This is a genomic window from Nocardioides piscis, assembly GCF_011300215.1.
GTDB lineage: Bacteria > Actinomycetota > Actinomycetes > Propionibacteriales > Nocardioidaceae > Nocardioides > Nocardioides piscis.
The window spans coordinates 2,839,138-2,857,976 of the sequence record NZ_CP049866.1 but is presented as its reverse complement, the minus strand read 5'-3'; the positions used below and the strand labels follow the sequence as shown (position 1 = coordinate 2,857,976).

Sequence of the window (18,839 nt, the reverse complement as noted above, 5' to 3'; positions counted from 1 at the left end):
GCGCCGACCCTATCAGCGGGACCGGGCGACCCCTGCCAGGGCGACTGTGTCCGAGACCACGTCGCGTCGAGGCACGGATCCGGAGCAACTCAGGGCAAGGTTGACACATACCTCCGGTATGTACACCTCCCCCACCCGACGGAGATCACCGTGTCCCGCTCCATCGCTCGCCTCGCAACCGCCCTGCTCCTCCCCGCCGGCCTGCTCCTCGTGCCTGGCTCGGCGAACGCGGGGATCCCGATCAGCTGCACCACCGACGAGGTGGTGCTGACCGCGGACAACATGGACTACGAGCTCGTCGGCCCCTGCGGCACGGTGATCGTCGAGGCCGACAACGCGACGGTGAACATGCAGACGGCGACGCGTCTGGTCATCAACGGCGACCAGGTCAGCGTCACCGCCAAGTCGCTCAACGACACCCAGATCACCGGTGCGGCCAACTCGCTCTCGACACCGTCGGCCAACACGATGTCCATCACGGGGTCGGGGTCGACGGTGGACGTGGCGGGTCAGCTCGAGCGCGTGGTCGTCCAGGCCGACACGACCTCCCTGACTGCAGACCGCACCCACGTGCTCGTCCTGCGTGGTTCCGGCAACTCCGTCGACGTCCGTCGCGGCTTCCGGACTCGCGTGATCGGCAGTGACAACGCAGTTGCCCACCGTCGACTCGACCGGCTCCGGGTGCGCGGTGACGCCAACACCGTCACCGTGGCTGCCGGAGGCACCTCCGCGAAGGTGCGTGGTCAGGACAACGCTGTCACCCTGCACAGGCGTCGCTGACCAGTTCGGCGCGCAGGCGCCGACCCGGCCCGCGTGGGTGCGGGCTCCGACCGCACGTCAGCACCTGATGGCAAGGTGTCCGGCATGCGCATCGACTCGATCGAGGCCGCTGCCCACAAGGTGGCGGCCCTCGGCATCCCCGAGCCCCGGATCGTCGCGAGCGGCAACTTCGCCTCGCCGGTCACCCTCCTCGACGCCCTGCTCGCCGAGCTTCCCCGAGCTCGGCTCCACGCCCTGAACGCCCAGCCGGGGCTCCCGCTCCATGACGGGGTGGTGCCCGAGACCACGTTCGTCGGACCGGGCTACCGGCGCCATCCCCGGCTCTCCTACGTGCCGTGCCGGTTGTCGATGGTGCCCCGGCTGTTCCGCGGTCCGCTGCCTCCCGACGTCGTGGTCGTCCACACGACGCTCCCCCGCGACGGCAAGGTCTCCCTCGGCCTCGAGGTCAACGTCCTGCCGGCCGCCATCGAGGCGGCCCGCGCCCGCGGGGCGCTCGTCGTCGCCCAGCTCAATCCCCGCATGCCCTGGACCTTCGGCGACGCCGAGGTCGACGTCGCAGACATCGACCTTGGTGTCGAGGTCGACACACCCCTCGTCACCCACGCCGCCCGCCCGCCCGGCGCCGACGCCCGCGCGATCGGGTCCCTCGTCGCTGCCCAGATCGGCGACGCATCGACCCTGCAGGCCGGCATCGGGGAGGTGCCCGACGCAACCATCGCCGGCGTCGTGGAGCGTCGTGGCCTCCGCATCTGGACCGAGATGTTCAGCGACGGCGTGCTCACGTTGGAGAAGGCAGGCGCCCTCGACCGCGGCGTCCCGATCACGACGTCCTTCGTCTTCGGCAGCGAGGAGCTCTATGACTGGGTCGACGACAACCCGCGGGTGCACATGGCACGCACCGAGACCACCAACGCACCCTCGCGGATCGCCCAGCAGCCCCGGATGACGTCGATCAACACCGCCCTGCAGGTCGACCTGCTCGACCAGGCCAACGCCTCGCGGATCCGCGCGCGGATCCACTCCGGCTTCGGCGGCCAGACCGACTTCACCGTGGGGGCCAGCCACTCGCACGGCGGACAGGCCTTCATGGCCCTGCGCAGCTGGCACCCCAAGGCCGACGTCTCGACGATCGTGCCGCTCGTCGACGAGCCCGTGACGTCCTTCCAGCACACCGCAGTCGTCACCGAGCAGGGCGTCGCCTGGATGTGGGGCCGTGACGAGCGAGAGCAGGCCCGCAACCTGATCGAGAACGCAGCACACCCCGACGTCCGGGAGGAGCTGTGGGAAGAGGCAGCCGAGCTCGGACTGGCCTGAGCCGGCTCAGGACCAGGTGGCCTGCATGACGTCGTAGGCCCCTGCGGGACCGCCCTGGCCCTCCGGGACGACGTTGCGCATCACCAAGGAGGCTCCGTCCTCCTCGCGGCGCACGACAACCCGCCACAGCCAGCCGGGGGCGTACTCATAGCCCACGTCCGCGCCGGCCTCGCTCCCCGTGCCGGTGACGAGCACGACTGTCGGCTGGTGCCACGAGTCCACCCAGGCCGCCGAGACAGTGCCGTGCTCGTCCGGTGCGCCAAGAAGCAGCGTGCCCGACTGAGCACCGTCGGACGGGTGCTCCCAGGTGTATGACAGGACGACGGCCCGGTCGGCGGCGGTGGCGGCCACCGACACGCTCGATGGCGCGTCCGCGAGATCGTCACCAGGCATCAACCGGAACGCGCACGTGCCGCGCGCGACACCGGCTGGGAGGTCGTAGGCGGTCATGCCCCGACACTACGGCGCGACGAGCACCCCGTCGCGGACGGTCACGCGACCGGCATAGACCGTGTGGACGACCCGGGACGTGAGCGAGCGGCCGTGCCAGGGGTTGTTGCGCGACAGCGACACCGAGGCATCGCGATCGACCGTCACCGAGGCAGTGGGGTCGACCAGGACGACATGGGCCGGTGTGCCGACGTCGAGCGAGCCGTGGCCGGCGAGTCCGGCGATCCGGGCCGGGTTGGCCGACATCACGCGGGCGACGTCGGCCCAGCCGAGGTCTGGCACGGCCGTCCGCACCACCGCCAGCGCGGTCTCGAGACCCAGCATCCCGAAGGCCGCGTCGACGAAGGCGTGCTCCTTGTCGTGACGGGCGTGCGGCGCGTGGTCGGTGGCCACGGCGTCGATGGTCCCGTCCAGCAGGGCAGCGCGGAGGGCCTCGACGTCCTCGGCCGGCCGCAGCGGCGGGTTGACCTTGTAGGTGGGGTCGAAGCCCTCGAGCAGGTCGGTGGTGAGCAGCAGGTGGTGCGGGGTCACCTCGGCGGTCACGCCGATGCCCTGGGCCTTGGCCCAGCGGACCATCTCCACGGAACCGGCCGTCGACACGTGCGCGATGTGGACCCGCGAGGCCGTGTGTCGAGCCAGCATCACGTCACGCGCGACGATGACCTCCTCGGCGATGCCGGGCCAGCCCGGGAGCCCGAGCCGCCCCGAGATCTCGCCCTCGTGACAGCAGGCGGTCGGCCCCGCCAGGGTCGGGTCCTGTGCGTGCTGGGAGACGACGCCGCCGAACGCCTTGACGTATTCCAGCGCCCGCCGCATCACCCGGGCGTCGTGCACGCACTTGCCGTCGTCGGAGAAGACCCGCACCCGGGCCCGCGAGCGCGCCATCAGCCCGAGCTCGGCCAGCTCCGCGCCGGCGAGCCCCTTGGTGACGGCCCCCACTGGTTGGACGTCGACCAGGCCGGCCTCGCGGCCGAGGTCGAAGACCCGTAGTGCGGCCTCGGCCGTGTCGGTCACCGGCGACGTGTTGGCCATCGCCAGGACCGCGGCGTAGCCACCGATCGCCGCGGCCCGGGACCCGGTGAGGATCGTCTCGGCGTCCTCGCGGCCCGGCTCGCGCAGGTGGGTGTGGAGGTCGACGAGCCCGGGCAGGGCGACGAGTCCGTCGGCATCCAGCGTCTGCGCCCCGGCGGGTGGCTCGTCCACCAGTCGACCGGCGTCGTCGACGTACAGGTCTGCGGTCTTCTCGCCCAGCACGGACGCGCCGGTGATCACGAGCGCCATCAGGACTCCTCTCCGGCAAGCAGGTGGTAGAGCACGGCCATGCGCACCGCGAGCCCGCTCGAGACCTGCTCGAGAACCACCGACTGGGCGGCGTCGGCCGCGTCGGCGGCGATCTCCAGGCCACGGTTCATCGGGCCGGGGTGGCAGATGGGGGCGTCGGGCCGCAGCCGCGCGAGGCGGTCGCGGGTCAGGCCGTAGCCGACGGTGTATTCGCGCGCCGAGGGGAAGTAGCCGCCCGACATGCGCTCCCGCTGGACCCGGAGCATCATGACCGCGTCGGCGTCGGGCAGCACCTCATCGATGTCGTAGGACGTCGCGAAGCCCGCCTCCTTCGACCACGGACCGATGCCGCTCGGCATCAGGGTCGGCGGCGCGACCACCGTCACCCGCGCGCCGAGCTTGGTCAGGCACAAGACGTTGGACCGGAACACCCGGCTGTGGGTCAGGTCGCCGATGATCGCGACGTGCTTGCCGTCGAGCGAGCCGAGGCGGTGCTGGAGGGTGTAGGCGTCGAGGAGGGCCTGCGTCGGGTGCTCGTGCATGCCGTCGCCGGCGTTGATCACGGCCGCGTCGACCCACTGGGCGACCTGGTGTGCGGCCCCGGAGGCGGGGTGGCGGATGACGAGGCCGTCGACACCCATCGCGCACACCGTCAGCACGGTGTCGCGCAGGGACTCGCCCTTGGAGGCCGAGGACCCCTTGGCCGAGATGTTGATGACGTCGGCCGAGAGCCACTTGCCGGCGATCTCGAAGGAGGACCGGGTGCGGGTGGAGTCCTCGAAGAACATGTTGATCACGGTGCGGCCGCGCAGCGCCGGGAGCTTCTTGACCTCGCGTCGCTGGACGTCGTGCATGTCCGCGGCGGTCTCGAAGATCTCCTGGACCTGGTCGCTGCTCAGGTCGTTGATGGACAGGAGGTGCTTCACGAGATGGTCACCTCGTCGAGGTCGTCGGACTCGACCAGCCGGACGCTGACCCGCTCGGCGCGCGCGCTGGGGAGGTTCTTGCCGACGTGGTCGGCTCGGATGGGCAGCTCGCGGTGTCCGCGGTCGACAAGCACGGCGAGGCGTACGGCGCTGGGCCGGCCGAGGTCGGCCAGCGCGTCGAGGGCGGCGCGGATGGTGCGCCCGGAGAAGAGCACGTCGTCGACGAGGACCACGACCTTGTCGTCGATGCCGCCGCTCGGGAGCTGGGTCTTGTGCGCCCTGCGCGTCGGCTGCTTGCGCAGGTCGTCGCGATACATCGTGACGTCCAGCTCGCCGATCGCCACCGAGGAGCCCTCCACGGACTGGATGCGGTCGGCGATGCGCTGGGCCAGCGGCACCCCCCGCGTGTGGAGGCCGAGGAGGACGAGGTCGTCGGCGCCCTTGTTGCGCTCGAGGATCTCGTGGGCGATGCGGGTCAACGCCCGGGCGATGTCACCGGCGTCGAGGACGATGCGAGGGTCGGCCATGTTTGTTGTCATGGGCCACAGACCTCCTTCTCCGCCTCACGGGACGGCTCCTTAAAGGATGTCGAACGGCGATGACCCTAGCAGCCGTGCTACTTCTTCCTGCCCTTCCCGCGGCCGGTCGACTTGCCGGGAGCCCCGGACTTCTTCGGCCCACCCTGGGAGGACTTGTCGCCTCCGCCGGAGGACCCGTTGCCGCCTGAGCCCGCGCCGGTCCCGGCGCCTCCGCCCCCGCCGGTGACGGGCGTCGGCGACGGAGTCACCACCGCCGTCGGGCTGGGCGTTGTCGTCGGTGGGGCGACCGGGCGCGGCGCGGCGGCGGCGACACCCAGGGTGACGACCGAACCCGGCTCGAGCCGCGCCCCGGCCGCCGGGCGCTGGTCCATGACCTCGCCACGGGGGGCCTTCACGCCGCGCAGCGGCTCGCGCCGCACGACGAATCCCTGGGCCTCGAGACGGTCGGTCGCCTGGGCGGCGGCGAGACCGACGACGTCGACGACTCGCCGCGTCCTGTCGGCGGTGTCGCCGACCGCCTGGAAGGTGAAGAACGTGAGGATCGCCAGGACCAGCGGGGCGCCCAGCAGCACGACCCTGCGCCGGCCGACCCTGCTGCGCTGCCGCGCTGCAGGCTGTGCCCGCGGCAACGGGGCAAGCACCGCCAGGGCCTCGGTCGCGTCGCTGGGGTCCTGCAGTGCGGCGCGGGCCAGCGCGGCGACCTGTGCGGCGGACTCCGGCCGGTGGTCCGGGTCCTTGGCCATCAGCCGCTCGACCAGGAGTCGTACGCCCTCGGGGATCTCGGGCGGCAGGGGCGGTGCCTCCTCCTGCAGGTGTGCCAGCGCCGTGGCCACCTGCGACTCCCGGCGGAAGGGCTTGAGCCCCGTGAGCGACTCGTAGGCGAGCATGCCCAACGAGTACAGGTCCGAGCGGCTCGTCGCCGATCGGCCGGCGGTCTGCTCCGGGCTGATGTAGTCGACAGTGCCGACCAGTGTGCCGGTCAGCGTGAGCGGTTCGTGGTCGGACGACCGGGCGATGCCGAAGTCGAGGAGGATCGCTCGGTCGTTCTCGTCCAGCATCACGTTGGCCGGCTTCAGGTCCCGATGGACGATCCCTGCGCGGTGTGCGGCGTCGAGCGCCGTCGCGACCTGCGCCACGATCGACATCACCCGTTCAGGGCTGAGCTTTCGCTCCTCCCGCAGGACGGCCGACAGCGGGACGCCGGGAACGACGGCCATCACGATGTATGGCCCGGTGCTGGTCTCGCCGTAGTCGTAGACCGATCCGATCCCGGGATGCGCCAAGGATCCCGCGACCTGCGCCTCTGCCCGCCGCCGGGCCCGCATCGTCTCGACGTCGGGGCTGTCGGCGCGCAGGGTCTTCAGCGCGACCTCGCGCCCCAGCACCTTGTCCCGCGCGCGCCACACCGCTCCGGTGCCGCCGGAGCCGAGGATCTCCACCAGCTCATAGCGCTCGTCGAACGTGTCTCCAGCCCTCACACGAGCAATGGTGCTCGCTGAGGGCCGGATTTGGGGAAACCTTCACCCCTGCGGGGGAGCGGCGCCGCCTCAGCGCTCGAGGATGGCGACCACGCCCTGGCCACCCGCGGCGCAGATCGAGATCAGGCCACGCCCCGAGCCCTTCTCCGCCAGCTGGTGCGCCAAGGAGCTGACGATCCGGCCGCCTGTCGCGGCGAACGGGTGAGCAGCGGCGAGCGAGGAGCCGTTGACGTTGAGCTTGGCCCGGTCGATGGAGCCCAGCGGGGCGTCGAGACCCAGCCGCTCCTTGCAGAACACCGGGTCCTCCCAGGCAGCGAGCGTCGAGAGCACCTGTGAGGCGAAGGCCTCGTGGATCTCGTAGTAGTCGAAGTCCTGGAGGGTGAGCCCGGCGCGCTCGAGCATGCGGGGCACCGCGTAGGCCGGTGCCATGAGCAGGCCCTCGGCGCCGTTGACGTAGTCCACGGCGGCCGTCTCCGACTCGGTGAACCAGGCAAGGACGGGCAGGTCGTGCTCCTCGGCCCATTCCTCCGACGCCAGCAGCACGGCGGAGGCGCCGTCACTGAGCGGGGTCGAGTTGCCGGCGGTCATCGTGGCTGCCTCGCCCTTGCCGAAGACCGGCTTGAGGGTCGCGAGCTTCTCGACCGTGGAGTCGGGGCGCAGGTTGTTGTCGCGCTCGACTCCGCGGAAGGCGGTGATCTGGTCGTCGAAGAAGCCTCGGTCGTAGGCCGCCGCCATCTTGTGGTGCGACGACGCGGCGAGCTCGTCCTGCGCCTCGCGGGTGATCCGCCACTCGAGTGCTGTCAACGCTGCGTGCTCGCCCATGGACAGGCGGGTGCGGGGCTCACCGTTCTGTGGGATGTCCAGGCCGATGTCTCCGGGCCGGATGGAACCCAAGACCTTGAGCTTGGTGGCCGTGTCCTTGGCCGCGTTGACCTTCATCAGCTTCTTGCGCAGCTTGTCGCTGATCGCCACCGGGGCGTCCGAGGTGGTGTCGGTGCCGCCGGCGATCCCGGAGTCGATCTGGCCCAGGGCGATCTTGTTGGCGACCTGGATCGCCGCCTGGAGCCCGGTGCCGCACGCCTGCTGGATGTCCGTGGCGGGGGTCTCGGGAGCGAGCTTGGAGCCGAGCACGCACTCGCGGGTCAGGTTGAAGTCGCGGGCGTGCTTGAGCACGGCGCCGGCGACGACCTCGCCGACCGCCTGGCCCTCCAGCCCGTAGCGAGCGACCAGACCGTCGATCGCGGCGGTGAGCATCTCCTGGTTGGAGACGCCTGCATAGACCGAGTTGGACCGGGCGAACGGGATCCGGTTGCCGCCGATGACGGCGACCCGGCGGGTGCTTGCCTGCATGTGTGGGCTCCTGGGGTGCTGGGGGTGGATGCTTCTATCCTTGCCGGAACATGTCGATGAGGGAATGCAATGAGCGCCACATCACGAAATGTGGACACTGAGTTACACCTCTTGTTACAACTTCCGTAGTCATCTTCTCCCATACCTCCGGAGGACCATCACCCATGAGTGACCGCTACCAGGGCTTCGTCTCCTCACCCATCGGCAAGCTGCTGGTGAAGAACCTCGGCCTGCCGAGCCCCACCGCGCTCGAGCGCTACACCGAGGGCGCCCCTCTGGTCGACGGCACGGTCGCGCTGGGTGGCGACGGGCGTCTCAGCGGCTCGCTGCCGACGGTCCTCGACGACCTCGGCATCGCGTGGAGCCTCCCGACCGCCGGCGAGAAGTACAAGGCCCTCGTCTTCGACGCGACCGGGATCACGGACGCCGACGGCCTGATCGCGCTGCAGGAGTTCTTCACCCCGCTCATGCGCAGTCTCGAGACGTGCCCGCGGGTCGTCGTGCTGGGCACGACGCCTGAGTCGGTCAGTGGTTCGGAGCGGGTCGCGCAGCGCGCCCTCGAGGGATTCACCCGGTCGCTGGGCAAGGAGATCGGCAAGGGCGGCACCGTCCAGCTCGTCTATGTCACCGAGGGCGCCGACGACGCGACGACCTCGACCCTTGCGTTCTTCCTCTCCCCCAAGTCGGCCTACGTGTCGGGCCAGGTCGTGCGCATCGGCGCCCACCAGGAGAAGGACGCAGCCCCCGTTGCCGACTGGACCCGGCCGCTCGAGGGCAAGGTCGCCCTCGTGACCGGCGCCAGCCGTGGGATCGGCGAGCAGATCGCACGCGTGCTCCACCGCGACGGCGCCAAGGTGGTCGGAGTCGACGTTCCCCAGGCGGCCAGCGAGCTGCAGGTCCTGATGAAGGAGCTCGACGGCGACCACCTCACGCTCGACATCACGGGCAAGGACGCACCCCAGCGGATCGCCCACCACCTCTCCACCGAGCACGGCGGGGTCGACATCGTGGTGCACAACGCGGGCATCACCCGCGACAAGAAGCTCGCCAACATGGCCGAGGACCGCTGGGCCAGCGTGATCGGGGTCAACCTGAGCGCCCCGGAGCGGATCACCCGGGCGCTGCTCGACGAGAAGGTCATCAACGACAACGGCCGGGTCATCGGCGTCGCCTCCATCGCCGGCATCGCCGGCAACGTGGGCCAGACCAACTACGCCGCGTCCAAGGCCGGCGTCATCGGCTTCGTCGACTCCCTCGCCGACGAGCTCGGCAACGGCATCACCATCAACGCCGTGGCTCCCGGCTTCATCATCACGGCCATGACGGCGGCAGTGCCGTTCGCCACCCGCGAGGTCGGCCAGCGACTCAACGCGATGAGCCAGGGCGGCCTGCCCGTGGACGTGGCCGAGGCCATCTCCTGGTTCGCCTCACCCGGCTCGACCGCCGTCAACGGCAACGTCGTGCGCGTGTGCGGCCAGATGATGCTGGGTGCCTGATGGAGACCAAGCGCCTCGATGGTGAGCCCGGCGGCCTCAGCACGCTGCTCAGGGCGGCACTCCCCGTCATACCCGGCGTCAACCAGCTGCCCGGCGTCAAGAAGGTCTCGCCGAAAAACTTCACCGGGCTCTCCTACGCCCGCACGGCGATTGCGGTCACGCGTGCCGGAGTCGACGCCTATTCCGCGGTCTGCTCCTTCCCCCGCAAGGACACCGCTCCCCTGCCCTACCCGCACGTGCTCGCGTTCCCGCTCCACATGGCGATCATGAGCGACCCGGCCTTTCCCTATCCGGGGATCGGCATGGTGCACATGGAGAACACGATCACCGCGCACCGTGCGATCGGCGTGGGCGAGGTCCTCGACCTGACCACGGCCGTGGCCGCGCCGCGAGCCCATGACAAGGGAGCGCTGCTCGACTTCGTGACGACCGTGACCGCCGGCGACGAGCTGGTGTGGGAGTCCGTCTCGACCTACCTGCGTCGAGGGGCACGGACGGTCGGTGAGCCTGACGCCGGACTGTCCTTCACCGACGCGCCGACCGGCGGCGTGCAGTGGAAGCTGCCGGGAGACCTCGGTCGCACCTACGCGGGCGTCGCGGGCGACCCCAACCCGATCCACCTCTACCCGCTCACCGCCAAGGCGCTCGGCTTTCCCCGCCAGATCGCCCACGGCATGTGGACCAAGGCACGCAGCATCGCCGCGATCGAGAACCGCCTGCCCGACGCGGTGACCGTCGAGGTGTCGTTCAAGAAGCCGGTCTTCCTGCCCGGGACGGTGGCCTTCGCCCACCGCCAGGACGGTGATGCACACACGTTCGCGCTGACCAGCCCCAAGGACGGCGCGCCCCACCTGCTCGGTCGCGCGACGCCTGCCTGAGGCGACGCTCAGCCCCGGGGCTGCCCGAACTGGACGGTGGAGACCTCCAGGCGGGCGGCCGCCGGAGCCGCGGTGAGGGGACTGAGCGTGCGTCCCTGCGTGAAGACAGCAGTCGCCGGCGACCACACCCCGAGGTCGCCGAGCCCGTCGCCGTTCCAGTCGCCGACGACGGGGAGGTCGCCCGCGGCGCCGAGCTGGATCGAGACGGTCCGGGCCACCCCGCCGGCATCGGTGGCCCGCAGGGTGAACATGGCGCTCGCCTGGTCGAAGACGCCGAGGTCGGTCGCACCGTTGCCGTCCCAGTCGCCCGTGACCGGCAGGTCGTTGGCGTCCCCAACGGCACCGCCACGGTCGACCCGTCTGCCAGTCGCTGGTGAAAGGTTGCCGTGGAGGGTCTGTGGACGCCGACCTCGTCGATGCCGTTCCCGTCCCAGTCGCCCACGAGGGCGCGGTCCGACCGGACGCCGTAGCGCACCTTGACCACACCGGCAGCGCCTCTGAGCAGGAACTTCGAGGCCTTCGGGCGGCGCAGACCGAGGTCGGCGACGCCGTTGCCGTCCCAGTCGCCGATCAGGGGCTCGTCGGTGGCAGAGCCGAACCTCACCACCTGTGCGCCTGCAGGGTGGTTGAGGACGAACGTCGACTGCGGTGCGCGGCGGAAGACCGCGACCTCGGCGGCGCCGTCGCCGGTGAAGTCCCCGGCGATCGGGACGTCGACGCAGTTGGTCGAGACCGTGGAGCCATAGGCGAACGGCACGCCGCCGAAGGCAGCAGCAACGACCTGCTTGCCGGCGCGCTGCTCGAAGTGGAGGTGCGCGCCGCGCGAGTTGCCGGTGTTGCCGACGGTCCCGAGCATGGCGCCCTGGTCGACGTACTGGCCGGTCGTGACCAGCACCTTGTCGAGGTGGGCATAGATCGAGCTCTCACCGTTGCCGTGGTCGATGACGACGTGGTGTCCATAGCTGCGGGTGCTGACCGAGTCGGCCTTGGCCACGATCCCCGAGGCGGAGGCCACGACCGCGTCGCCCTCGTCACCCGCACGGTTGAAGTCGATCGAACGGGTCGAGGGCGTGTGGCTCCCTCGCGTCGACCCGGTCCAGGTCTGGCCGCACGGGAACGGCGTCTGGTGCGGCGTCAGCGGAACCGCGTGGGCGACAGCGCCGGCGACGAGGGTCAGCGCCAGGGCGCCGACCGCTGCGGAGGGCACGGCCACCAGCAGACGTCGAGACATCGATTTCACGGCGCGCACTTCGCTCTCACGGGGTCGGCAGACGGGTTCGGCCTCGCGCACCCCGAGTCACACGGGCCACAGAAGCGAGCACACGTAACCACGCCATCGGCGTGTCTGTCTGCACAATGCGGTGAATTACACCGCTGTCATGCTAATGGCGAACTCGGATGAGCCCCTCCTGGGCCACCGTCGCCACGAGCGTGCCGTCCTGCGTGAACACCCGTGCCGTGGCGAGGCCGCGGCCCCCCGTGGCGATCGGTGAGACCTGGTCGTAGAGCCACCACTCATCCGCGCGGAACGGACGGTGGAACCAGATCGTGTGGTCCAGCGACGCGGCCTGCATGCGCGATGAGTTGATGTGGATCCCGTGCGGCGTCAGCGCCGCCCCGAGCAGCGTCAGGTCGGTGGCGTAGGTGAAGGCACACAGGTGGGCGAGCGGATCGTCGCCGAGGGCGCCATCGGTGCGCAGCCACAGCTGCGCGCGCGCCGGGTGGTCGGGGTCCTCGGCCAGCCCCATCGTGCTGGTGCCGAGATAGCGGACGTCGAGGGCGGCCCACTCACGCTCCCACTCTGCGGCGGCCTCGGGGCCGGCCTGGCGCGCGAGGTCGGTCATCGGCACCCCCATCTCGGGCGGCGGGACGTCGGGCATCCGGTCCTGGTGCTCGAGGCCCTCCTCGGGCGTGTGGAAGTTCGCGGTCATGAAATAGATCGGACGACCGTGCTGGCGCGCCATCACCCGTCGGGTCGCGAAGGACCGTCCGTCGCGGATGCGCTCGACGTCGAAGATGATCGGCACGGCCGTGTCACCGGCCCGCAGGAAGTAGGAGTGCATCGAGTGCAGCCGCATCTCCTGCTCGACCGACCGGGTGGCGGCTGCCACCGCCTGGGCTGCCACCTGTCCCCCGAAGACGCGTTGCCGCTCGGTCCTGGCCTGAGGGCCGCGATAGAGGTCGACGTCGAGGTCCTCGAGCTCCAGCAGCTCGGCGAGCTCGGTCACCGACGCGGGCATCAGCGCTCCTGCCCGTCGTCGTCGCGCGGCTCGAGCCCGGCGAGGAACTGCTCGAACTGCTGTCCGATCTCCTCACCGGACGGCAGTGGCTGGTTGTCGGCCAGCAGCGACGAGCCGGCCGCCTCGGCCTCGTTGAAGGCGTCGTACTGGCGCTCGAGGCCGCGGACCACCTCATTGACGTCCTCGTGGGAGGCGAGATAGGCGGTGATCTCGTTCTCCGTCGCGTCCGCAGCCTGGCGCAGCTCCGTGAGGTCGATCGTGAGGTGTCCACCCAGCTCGAGCTGCTCGAGGAGCACGAGGGCTGCCTGCGGATAGGCCATCTGCGCGAGGTAGTGCGGGATGTGGGCCACGAACCCCAGCGCCGGGTGCCCCCACTCACCGAGCCGGATCTCCAGCAGTGCTTGTGCACTGGCCGGGACGCGCAGCTCGCCGGTCCAGGTGCTGGGCCCGGTCACCAGCTCGGGTCGGTTGGCGTGCGGGGTGATGGAGATCGGCCGGGTGTGGGGAACGGCCATCGGTACGGCGCCCAGGCTCACCACTCGGCGTACGCCGAAGCGCTCGACGACCTCGCGCACCGCCCGCGCGAACGCCTCCCACCTGATGTCCGGCTCGGGCCCCCGCAGAAGCAGGAAGGGGGTGCCGCCGGTGTCGGTCATGGCGCGCACGACCAGGCGCGGTGCCTCGTAGTCGGCGTAGTGGTCGCGCACGAACGACACGGGCGGCCTGCGAGCGCGGTAGTCGTGCAGGGCGTCGACGTCGAACGTCGCCACGACGCGTCCGTCCCCGAGGTCGGCCAGGTGCTGGGCAGCGAGCTCGGCGGACTTGCCGGCGTCGAGGAACCCCGACAGGACGACGACGAGCGTGAGGTCGTCGCCCGCGGGAACCCCGTCCGCGTCATCGACGATGTGCACCAGGCGAGAGGCATCAGACATGCCACAACAGTAGGGCCTCGGCAGAACAGGTTACTGGGGGGTAACCTTCTCCTCGTCCCCACGAATCCTCACTTTGGAGTCCCCGTGTCCCGTCAGCTGCGAGAGGTCGTCTTCGTCGACGGCGTGCGCACCCCGTTCGGCAAGGCCAAGGGCCAGTACGCCGAGACGCGTGCCGACGACCTCGTCATCAAGTGCATCCGCGAGCTCATGCGTCGCAACCCGTCCCTGCCGCCCGAGCGGGTCGACGAGGTCGCGGTCGCGGCCACGACCCAGATCGGCGACCAGGGCCTGACGATCGGGCGCACCGCCGCCCTGCTCGCCGGCCTGCCCCAGAGCGTCCCCGGCTTCGCCATCGACCGCATGTGCGCCGGCGCGATGACGGCCGTCACGACGACCGCCGCAGGCATCGCCTTCGGCGCCTACGACGTCGTGATCGCCGGCGGCGTCGAGCACATGGGCCGCCACCCCATGGGCGAGGGCGTCGACCCCAACCCGCGGATCGTCTCGGAGAAGATCGTCGACCCCGAGGCCCTCTCCATGGGCAACACGGCCGAGAACCTCCACGACCGCTACCCCACGATCACCAAGGAGCGCGCCGACGCCTATGCCGTGCGCTCGCAGGCCAAGACCGCCGCGGCCTACGACGGCGGCAAGATCCAGCCGCACCTGGTCCCCGTGGCCACCCGCAGCGCCGAGGAGGGCTGGGGCCTCGCCACGACCGACGAGCCGATGCGACCCAGCACCTCCATGGAGTCGCTGGCCGGGTTGAAGACCCCCTTCCGCCCACACGGTCGGGTGACCGCCGGCAACGCGGCGGGCATCAACGACGGCGCCACCGCTGCGCTGCTCGCGGACGAGGAGACGGCCCGCGAGCTCGGGCTGCCGGTCCGGATGCGACTGGTCTCCTACGCCTTCGCCGGCGTGGAGCCCGAGGTCATGGGCGCGGGCCCGATCCCGGCGACCGAGAAGGCCCTGGCCAAGGCCGGCCTGACCATCGACGACATCGACGCCTTCGAGATCAACGAGGCGTTCGCCGTGCAGGTGCTCTCGCTGCTCGAGCACTACGGCATCGCCGACGACGACGAGCGCGTCAACCCCTACGGCGGCGCGATCGCGATGGGCCACCCCCTCGCGTCCTCCGGCGTGCGCCTGATGAACCAGCTGGCCACCGCGTTCGAGGAGCGGCCCGAGGCCCGCTACGGCATCACCACCATGTGCGTGGGCATCGGCATGGGCGGCACCGTGATCTGGGAGAACCCCAACTGGAAGGGAGAGACCAAGTGAGCACCATCGACACCTTGCTCGAGCGCGCCCAGGAGCTCGCCTCCGACGGTGAGCGAGTGACCGCCGCCAAGCTGCGTCCGGTCACCCTGGCCTCGGGTCAGACCCTGGGTCTGATCACCCTCGACAACGGCGAGGACCACACCAAGCCCAACACGTTCGGCTTCGGCTCGCTGCTGGCGCTCAACACCGCCATCGACCAGGCCCTCGCCGACGACTCGATCGCCGCGATCGCCGTGACCGGCAAGCCGTTCATCCTGGCCGCCGGCGCCGACCTCACCTCCATCCAGAACGGTGGCAGCGACGGTGTGCGCACCATCGCCGAGCTCGGCCACGCGGTCTTCCGCAAGCTGGGCGACGGCGGCAAGCCGTCGTTCGGGTTCATCAACGGCCTCGCCCTCGGCGGCGGCCTCGAGGTCGCCCTGCACTGCACCTACCGCACCGTCATGGACTCGGCGCCGGCCCTGGGCCTGCCCGAGGTCATGCTCGGCCTGGTCCCCGGCTGGGGCGGCGCCTACCTCGTGCCCAACCTGCTCGGCCCGGACAAGGCGGTGACCCTGATCCTGGAGAACCCGCTCAACAACGGCAAGACGCTCAACGGCGAGGCCGCCTACGAGTTCGGGCTCGCCGACGCCGTCTTCTCCGGCGCCGACTTCCTCGAGCAGTCGCTGCTGTGGGCCTCGGCCGTGCTCGCGGGCGAGATCGTGGTCCACCGACCCGAGATCGACCGCGGTGAGGGCTGGGACGCGGCGATCAAGCGCGGCGAAGGACTCGTGGCCGCCAAGACCGGCGGCGCCTCCCCCGCAGCTGCCAAGGCGCTCGAGCTGATCGCGGCTGCCCGCGACGCCGACCGGGACGCCGGCTTCGCGGCCGAGGACGACGCCCTCGAAGCGATGTCGCAGACACCGGAGCTGATCGCCAGCCTGTATGCCTTCGACCTGGTCCAGAAGCGGGCCAAGCGCCCCGCCGGCGCCCCCGACCGGTCGCTGGCCCGTCCGGTCACCAAGGTCGGCATCGTCGGGGCCGGCCTGATGGCCAGCCAGCTCGCGCTGCTGTTCGTCCGTCGCCTGAAGGTCCCGGTCGTGCTGACCGACCTCGACCAGCAGCGGGCCGACAAGGGCGTCGCCTACGTCCACGCCGAGCTCGACAAGCTGCTCGCCAAGGGCCGCGCGACCCAGGACAAGACCAACCGGCTCAAGGCGCTGGTCACGGGATCGATGGACCAGTCCGTGGCCTTCGCCGGTGCAGACTTCGTGATCGAGGCCGTCTTCGAGGAGATGTCGGTCAAGAAGCAGGTCTTCGCCGCCGTCGAGAAGGTCGTCTCCCCCGAGTGCGTGCTCGCGACCAACACGTCGTCGCTCTCGATCACCGAGATGGCGTCCGAGCTCGAGCACCCGGAACGGGTCGTCGGCTTCCACTTCTTCAACCCGGTCGCCGTGATGCCTCTCCTCGAGATCGTCAAGGGCGAGCAGACCGACGACGCGACGCTGGCCACTGCCTTCGCCACCGGCAAGGGCCTGGGCAAGACCACGATCCTGGTCAAGGACAGCCCGTCCTTCATCGTCAACCGTCTCCTGGGCCGGTTCATGGGCGAGGTCGCCAAGATCGCGGACGAGGGCACGCCGGTCCCGGTCGTCGACTCGGCGTTCGCCGGCGTCGCGCCGATGCCGCCATACGTCCTGCTCTCGCTGGTCGGCCCGGCGATCGCGCTGCACAACAACGAGACGCTGCACCGCGCGTTCCCCGACCGCTTCTACGTCTCGGAGAACCTCCGCCGCGTGGTCGAGGCCCGCAAGCCCGGCTTCTACGGCGCCGACGGGGCCATCGACCCCGAGGTCGAGGCGCTGCTCGTGCAGCCCGAGGCCCCCGTGGTGAAGACCGCGGAGGAGGTGCGCGAGCAGACGCTCGCCGCGCTGGCCGACGAGGCACGGCGGATGCTCGACGAGGGCGTCGTCGCGGCCCCGGAGGACATCGACCTGGCGATGATCACCGGCGCCGGGTTCTCCTTCTGGAACGGCGGCCTGACGATGCTGCTCGACATCACCGGCATCTCGGAGAAGGTCACGGGCAAGCGGTTCCACTGATCCGTCCGCTTCCGCCCCGCCGGCGTGCTTCGAGCACACCGGCGGGGCGGATCGCATTTGCTCGACGAACCTTTTGCGACGGTGAGATCGTCATGACGGGTGAATCCCCACGAGCACTCCAGGAGCACCGATGTCAGGACGCGATCCGGCAGCCTTCGCCGAGTTCGTCGCTGCCCGCTCGGCGGCGTTGCACCGTGCGGCATACCTCATGGTCGGCGAGCGCCAGCTCGCCCAGGACCTCGTCCAGGAGGCCCTGACCAAGACGTATGTCGCGTGGCCCCGTCTGCGCGATCCCAGCAAGGCCGAGGCCTACACCCGCCGTACGATCACGACGACCGCGATCTCCTGGTATCGACGCAAGTCGTGGCACGGCGAGCGCCCCACCGAGACGCTGCCGGAAGGCGCGACGAGCGGTCACGACGAGACAGTGGCCCAGCGCGAGTGGTTGTGGCAGGCGCTGCAACAGCTCCCTCCGCGCCAACGGGCGGCGATCGTGCTGCGGTTCTACGAGGACCTCACCGAGGTCCAGACGGCCGAGGCGATGGGCTGCGCCGTGGGCACGGTCAAGAGCCAGGTCTCGGCCGGCCTGACCAAGCTGCGGACCCAGCTCGGTGACAGGTATGGCGACGACGCCGCCGCGCTCCTTCCTTCGACCCTGATGGTGGTGACCCCATGACTGACCTGCTCAAGGACATGCTGACCGACCGGGCCGACGCGCTCGACGCTCCCCAGCTCGACGTGGCAGCGATGGTGCGCGACGGGGACCGGCAGGCCGCCCGTCGCCGCAACGCCGTCGTGGGCCTGGGTGCCGCCGCGGCCGTGGTGACGGCGATCGCGATCCCGCAGCTGCTCCCCCAGCCGTCGCAGACCGCCCGGGAGTTCTCCTACGCCGGCGCCTTCGAGGCCGGCGAGCCGAGCTACGCCGTCGGGAGCCGGGTCACCATCGACGGTCACACGTTCGACACCGGCCACGACGTCCACGCCATGGTGCAGACCACCGAGGGCGTCGTGTTCACCGACAAGGAGGGTGTCGTGCGCGCCGCCGACGGCCAGGAGACGACCCGGATCGGGCAGTCGACGACCAGCCGGGACTTCTTCGCCCTCGAGACGGACGGGTCGCTGGTGGCGTGGATCGAGGAGCGTCCCGGACGCGGCCCGATCTTCACCGCGTTCGACCAGGCCACGGGCGAGGCGAAGACGCTCGACTATGTCGTCCGCACCGTGGGGACGGAATACAGCCCGGACCTCTGGGCAGTCGACGGCGACGACGTCTGGCTGCGCGACGACCGCGGAGTCGTGCGGTGGAACGTCGCGACCGGCGAGCAGACCGAGCTCGGCGCGCCTCGCGGGCTGGAGATCCACGACGTGAAGGCGGGCGTCATCGCCTACGAGCAGCAGCTCGTCGGCCAGCCCGAGACGCCGCTCCGGTTCAGCCGCGACGGCAGCGTCCCCTTCGGTGGCACCCCAACGGCGATGTTGTCGGACGTGGTGACGCTCTCCCCCGATGGTGCGACCGCACTGGGCGAGGACGAGCCTGACCACCCGGCCCTGGCGGACACCGCGACCGGGCAGGTCACGCCGCTGCAGGTTCCCGACGGCTACGACTTCTTCACGGGCTACGGCTGGGCAGACGCCGACACGTTCGTCGGTCTCGGGCTCAACCAGCCGTGGGACAGCACGCCTGCCGACCTGCTCACCTGCGAGGTCGGCGGTGCCTGCCGGGTCACTGCGGAAGACGTGGGCACCCAGGACGGCGGGTTCGTGATCCCGGTCGGTCGCCCCATGGACGACTGAGGCCCTGCCACACGTC

Annotated in this window: 17 protein-coding genes and 1 pseudogene; 8 read left to right on the top strand and 10 right to left on the bottom strand. The window is 70.7% G+C overall.

The window, feature by feature from the left end; all coding sequences use genetic code 11:
- Window positions 1-150 precede the first annotated feature (150 nt).
- Window positions 151-780, top strand: coding sequence for a DUF3060 domain-containing protein (locus tag G7071_RS13995; RefSeq protein ID WP_166319751.1), 630 nt, complete (start codon window positions 151-153; stop codon window positions 778-780).
- An 84-nt stretch (window positions 781-864) separates the two neighbouring features.
- Window positions 865-2,094 carry an acetyl-CoA hydrolase/transferase family protein gene (locus G7071_RS13990; RefSeq protein ID WP_166319749.1) on the top strand — a complete coding sequence of 410 codons (1,230 nt, stop codon included), beginning with the start codon at window positions 865-867 and terminating at the stop codon, window positions 2,092-2,094.
- 6 nt (window positions 2,095-2,100) lie between these two features.
- Here the strand turns inward: G7071_RS13990 and G7071_RS13985 are convergent, their stop codons facing one another.
- From G7071_RS13985 to G7071_RS13960, 6 genes are all read right to left on the bottom strand, one after another.
- Window positions 2,101-2,544 (bottom strand): hypothetical protein, encoded by a 444-nt coding sequence (locus tag G7071_RS13985; RefSeq protein WP_166319747.1) that lies wholly within the window; start codon window positions 2,542-2,544, stop codon window positions 2,101-2,103.
- Between the two features lie 9 nt (window positions 2,545-2,553).
- Complete coding sequence (locus G7071_RS13980) at window positions 2,554-3,825, bottom strand: dihydroorotase (RefSeq protein ID WP_166319745.1); 1,272 nt, start codon at window positions 3,823-3,825, stop codon at window positions 2,554-2,556.
- Complete coding sequence (locus G7071_RS13975; RefSeq protein ID WP_166319743.1) at window positions 3,825-4,751, bottom strand: aspartate carbamoyltransferase catalytic subunit; 927 nt, start codon at window positions 4,749-4,751, stop codon at window positions 3,825-3,827. Before G7071_RS13975 ends, G7071_RS13980 begins: the two co-directional genes overlap by 1 nt.
- Complete coding sequence (gene pyrR / locus G7071_RS13970) at window positions 4,748-5,290, bottom strand: bifunctional pyr operon transcriptional regulator/uracil phosphoribosyltransferase PyrR (RefSeq protein ID WP_425489396.1); 543 nt, start codon at window positions 5,288-5,290, stop codon at window positions 4,748-4,750. The genes G7071_RS13975 and pyrR overlap by 4 nt, the downstream gene beginning before the upstream one ends.
- Window positions 5,291-5,367: 77 nt before the next feature.
- Window positions 5,368-6,768 (bottom strand): protein kinase domain-containing protein, encoded by a 1,401-nt coding sequence (locus G7071_RS13965; RefSeq protein WP_166319739.1) that lies wholly within the window; start codon window positions 6,766-6,768, stop codon window positions 5,368-5,370.
- Between the two features lie 69 nt (window positions 6,769-6,837).
- Complete coding sequence (locus tag G7071_RS13960) at window positions 6,838-8,118, bottom strand: acetyl-CoA C-acetyltransferase (RefSeq protein WP_166319737.1); 1,281 nt, start codon at window positions 8,116-8,118, stop codon at window positions 6,838-6,840.
- Window positions 8,119-8,282: 164 nt separating this feature from the next.
- Between G7071_RS13960 and G7071_RS13955 the strand changes: the two genes are divergently transcribed.
- Entirely contained in the window at window positions 8,283-9,614 is a 1,332-nt protein-coding gene (locus G7071_RS13955) for a 3-oxoacyl-ACP reductase (RefSeq protein ID WP_166319735.1), read from the top strand.
- Window positions 9,614-10,492, top strand: a complete 879-nt coding sequence (locus tag G7071_RS13950) for a MaoC family dehydratase (RefSeq protein WP_166319733.1) — start codon at window positions 9,614-9,616, stop codon at window positions 10,490-10,492. Before G7071_RS13955 ends, G7071_RS13950 begins: the two co-directional genes overlap by 1 nt.
- 8 nt (window positions 10,493-10,500) lie before the next feature.
- Here G7071_RS13950 and G7071_RS13945 read toward each other — a convergent pair whose 3' ends face one another.
- The 4 genes and pseudogenes from G7071_RS13945 to G7071_RS13930 form a co-directional block, all read right to left on the bottom strand.
- Window positions 10,501-10,743: a hypothetical protein gene (locus G7071_RS13945; RefSeq protein WP_166313531.1), complete on the bottom strand. Its 243-nt coding sequence runs from the start codon at window positions 10,741-10,743 to the stop codon at window positions 10,501-10,503.
- 587 nt (window positions 10,744-11,330) lie between these two features.
- Window positions 11,331-11,723 (bottom strand): annotated as a pseudogene (locus G7071_RS20050) (murein hydrolase activator EnvC family protein); the annotation flags it as partial.
- A 151-nt stretch (window positions 11,724-11,874) separates the two neighbouring features.
- Window positions 11,875-12,732: an acyl-CoA thioesterase gene (locus G7071_RS13935; protein ID WP_166319731.1), complete on the bottom strand. Its 858-nt coding sequence runs from the start codon at window positions 12,730-12,732 to the stop codon at window positions 11,875-11,877.
- Complete coding sequence (locus G7071_RS13930) at window positions 12,732-13,664, bottom strand: PAC2 family protein (RefSeq protein WP_166319729.1); 933 nt, start codon at window positions 13,662-13,664, stop codon at window positions 12,732-12,734. Before G7071_RS13930 ends, G7071_RS13935 begins: the two co-directional genes overlap by 1 nt.
- An 84-nt stretch (window positions 13,665-13,748) precedes the next feature.
- On the opposite strand from G7071_RS13930, the gene G7071_RS13925 reads away from it, so the two are divergent.
- From G7071_RS13925 to G7071_RS13910, 4 genes are all read left to right on the top strand, one after another.
- Window positions 13,749-14,948: a thiolase family protein gene (locus tag G7071_RS13925; protein WP_166319727.1), complete on the top strand. Its 1,200-nt coding sequence runs from the start codon at window positions 13,749-13,751 to the stop codon at window positions 14,946-14,948.
- Window positions 14,945-17,029 (top strand): 3-hydroxyacyl-CoA dehydrogenase NAD-binding domain-containing protein, encoded by a 2,085-nt coding sequence (locus tag G7071_RS13920; RefSeq protein WP_206062818.1) that lies wholly within the window; start codon window positions 14,945-14,947, stop codon window positions 17,027-17,029. Before G7071_RS13925 ends, G7071_RS13920 begins: the two co-directional genes overlap by 4 nt.
- Before the next feature lie 130 nt (window positions 17,030-17,159).
- Window positions 17,160-17,705: a SigE family RNA polymerase sigma factor gene (locus G7071_RS13915; RefSeq protein ID WP_166319725.1), complete on the top strand. Its 546-nt coding sequence runs from the start codon at window positions 17,160-17,162 to the stop codon at window positions 17,703-17,705.
- Entirely contained in the window at window positions 17,702-18,823 is a 1,122-nt protein-coding gene (locus tag G7071_RS13910) for a hypothetical protein (protein WP_166319723.1), read from the top strand. Before G7071_RS13915 ends, G7071_RS13910 begins: the two co-directional genes overlap by 4 nt.
- Window positions 18,824-18,839: the final 16 nt, after the last annotated feature.